The following is a 3192-nucleotide window of genomic DNA, read 5'->3' on the forward strand; positions in this document are numbered from 1 at the left end:
CCAAGTTAAAAAAGTACAAACGCCAAGTATTAAAGTACACAATTAAACTTTGAACTTTTATTGGTTAAAAGGTATTGTCTTAAACGATGTACTTTATTTGGAAAATACTATGGATTTGGATGTTAAAAAACACTATCCCAAAGACTGGATAGTTTTACAAAATAGAGTGGTTGAATGCTTTAGAGGTATGTCCCTTGATGAAAAGCGTTTATTTATCATGGCAACCCCTTTGGCAAGAACCACAAAAATATCAAGCAATGATCCTATTTTTATATCTTCGAGTGACTTTTCAAAGGAGTGTGGCATTGACTTATCAACGGCTTATACAGCTTTAGAATTGGCATCTGAACGCCTATTTACTCGGTTCTTTGGTTACACCAATGCTGAGGGTGACAGGGTAAAAATGCGTTGGCTAAACAAGGTGATTTATAAGGCAGGGCAAGGCGGTTCAGAACTATATTTTACAGATGAAGTACTTCTATTACTTAGAGAGTTTGACGCCCTAAACCCTTATACCAAGTATAAAAAAGAGGTCGTTTTACGGCTAAAAAAAGACTACTCGCTAGACTTCTATCACTTGGCTAAGAAACACCAAACAATGGGCGGTTTTCAAATCAGCCTAGACGAATTATTTCAGCAGTTGGGCTTGCCTGAATCCTATCAAGACCTAAGCAACCTAAAAAAACGTGTAATTAAGCCATCACTGGACGAGATCACAGCCAACACCGACATAGACCTAAGCTATGAGAATGTGAAACGTGGGCGTTCCGTGGTTGGCTTTAAGTTCACTGTCAAAGAAAAACCAAAGCCCAAAGTTATAGAAACAGGACGAGATCCAAATACACCTGACCTATTCCACAAAATGACAGAATCTCAACTTGATACGTTTAGCAGTAAACTTTCAGAACTCCCTGAAGTGCAAAAGATGGCACATGCAGGCGAAGATATGAAACCATTTATTGCTCGTATTCGTTCGATGCTCAAAGACTCTGAAAAACAAAAAACGTTGCTTCCCCATCTAGCAAAATTAGGATTTAAATCGAAATGATGTTTGAGAAAAAAATCACTCAGTTTGAAAGGCAAGTTTTGCTACAAGAAAAAATTGAGCAGCTCGAAAACGAGCTTAAAGAATTTTCTGATCTTCAAAAAAAAGCATATAGCGAACGGCTTCAAAAAAGTATCGTGGGTTTAGAAAATAGAATCTATCGAATCAAGAAAATGCTTTATACAACCTGAAAGGTTGTCAAGGGTTAAGGGGAGGATTCCCCTTACTCATGAACTTTCAATGTACCTTTAGGTGCTTTGAAAGTGGAGTGAGTCCACTTCGCTATCGCAAAGCTCAAAAAGCTCTGCTATCGTGTGTTTTTTGCGGTGTCGGATTTCGCCCATGTCATTTGCTATTTTGCGTATTCAGAAACTCAAATCATTTGCCGATGTTGGAGGCAGTCTTTCGCATAATTATCGCAATCGAGAAACGTTAAATGCCGATGATGCTCGTACACATTTGAATGAACATGCCTTGGATACCAACGAAAAATGTATGACCGCTATTCGTGATCGTATTCCTGAAAAAAGACGTAAAGATGCGGTTTTGTGTATTGAACATTTGATTACAGCGAGTCCGGAGTGGGATGGCTGGGGAACTGAAAAAGAAACCGCATTTTTTGAGCAGTCGAAAAAATGGCTTGAAAATAAATATGGTAAAAATAATGTCGTCAGCACCACCATTCACCGTGATGAAACAACCCCTCACCTTGTCGCCTACGTTGTTCCAGTGGACGAAGAAACGGGGCGATTGAATGCTAAAAAATATATCGGTGGATCTCGACATACACTTTCACAAATGCAGACTGATTTTGCAGTTGAAGTAAAAGATTTAGGACTAGATCGAGGGATCCAAGGGAGCAAGGCAAAACATACGTCTATTCAAGAATATTATGAAAAATTGAACAATTACGAGAATGAACCAGGCATTGAAAAAGGACTCACCTATGAAGTGCCTGAACCTGAGTTTTTTGAATCTAAAAATGCCTACGGTGAGAGAGTCGCAAACGCTATGATTGATCAGATATTTGATCAAATTGCGCCACGATTTGACCGAGCGAATGCACTGGCTAGTCAAACGGAAAAATTAAAAAAAGAACTGTCTGATACCAAAAAAACACTCGATGAGGTTCAGCAACGAGCAAAGCCATATTTAGACATAATCAACGAATATAATCATCCAAATCTTGAGAAAGAATTTAATAAGCAAGTTGCTAAATTAAAAGATAATTTTGATTCAGCACTTGAACATCATAGATTCCTAAAAAGACAGGAAGAACAAGAAAGATTTAACCAACAACGTGAACTTCGCAATCAATTACACTTAGAGCACGAACAAAAAAAACAACTGGCTGAGCAAGAAAAGCAGGAAAAAGAACGTTTGGCACTTTTAAGACGTCAAGAATTAGAAAAACAGCGAAAAAATGAGCCTAAAAAACCTGATAACGCCAATGATAACGACTACTCACCCTCATAACACCCATTTAAACGCAAAAAAATGGGGTTTTTAGCCATGTTTGGTGTTTTATGCATGAAAGTATAGTTGAGATAATAAAAACCTCTTAGAACGCAAATTAGAGCGTTTTAGCGAGTGTTTACGAGCGACACAATGAAAATTCGCTTATTCCCCCCTCTGGAAAACCGCTTTTGCTTTTTAAAACAGATGAATCGCAGATGTAGCAATGCTTTCAACGCTATATCTATACGTTTATCGACCCAAAGAGTTAGCGAGTGTCTACGAGCGGAGTATTGATGCTTTTGCTCTTAAAAAAGCATGAGCATAGCGAATGCATTAGTAACGCTTTTGCTTTTGCTTTTGCTCTTGAAAAGACACGAGCGAAGCGAGTGCCATAGCCTTTGATTTTGCCTTTGATTCTCTTTTTTAGCTTTTAAAAAGCTTTTAAAGACTTTTCGCCCCTCTACAGACCTTGCTAGACATAGCTTTCAGACTTTAAAAAAGTACAAACGCCAAGTATTAAAGTACAAACGCCAAGTTAAAAGCACTTAAAAAAGTACAAACGCCAAGTTAAAAAAGTACAAACGCCAAGTATTAAAGTACACAATTAAACTTTGAACTTTTATTGGTTAAAAGGTATTGTCTTAAACGATGTACTTTATTTGGAAAATACTATGGATTTGGATGTTAAA

The 3192-nt window shown here is 37.6% G+C and carries 3 protein-coding genes; all 3 read left to right on the forward strand.

What is annotated here, in order from left to right; translation table 11 throughout:
- The first annotated feature begins 109 nt into the window (after positions 1 to 109).
- The 3 genes from FTV12_RS16230 (at position 110) to mobV (ending at position 2521) form a co-directional block, all read left to right on the forward strand.
- On the forward strand, positions 110 to 1048 hold the full coding sequence (locus FTV12_RS16230; protein WP_005080187.1) for a replication initiation protein: 939 nt from the start codon (positions 110 to 112) through the stop codon (positions 1046 to 1048).
- Positions 1045 to 1236: a hypothetical protein gene (locus FTV12_RS16235; RefSeq protein ID WP_180034340.1), complete on the forward strand. Its 192-nt coding sequence runs from the start codon at positions 1045 to 1047 to the stop codon at positions 1234 to 1236. Before FTV12_RS16230 ends, FTV12_RS16235 begins: the two co-directional genes overlap by 4 nt.
- A gap of 151 nt (positions 1237 to 1387) precedes the next feature.
- A complete protein-coding gene (gene mobV, locus FTV12_RS16240; RefSeq protein ID WP_005080191.1) occupies positions 1388 to 2521 on the forward strand; it encodes a MobV family relaxase in 1134 nt (377 codons plus the stop codon).
- Positions 2522 to 3192: the final 671 nt, after the last annotated feature.

The sequence above is a fragment of the Acinetobacter sp. YH12233 genome (genome assembly GCF_013417725.1).
Lineage (GTDB): Bacteria > Pseudomonadota > Gammaproteobacteria > Pseudomonadales > Moraxellaceae > Acinetobacter.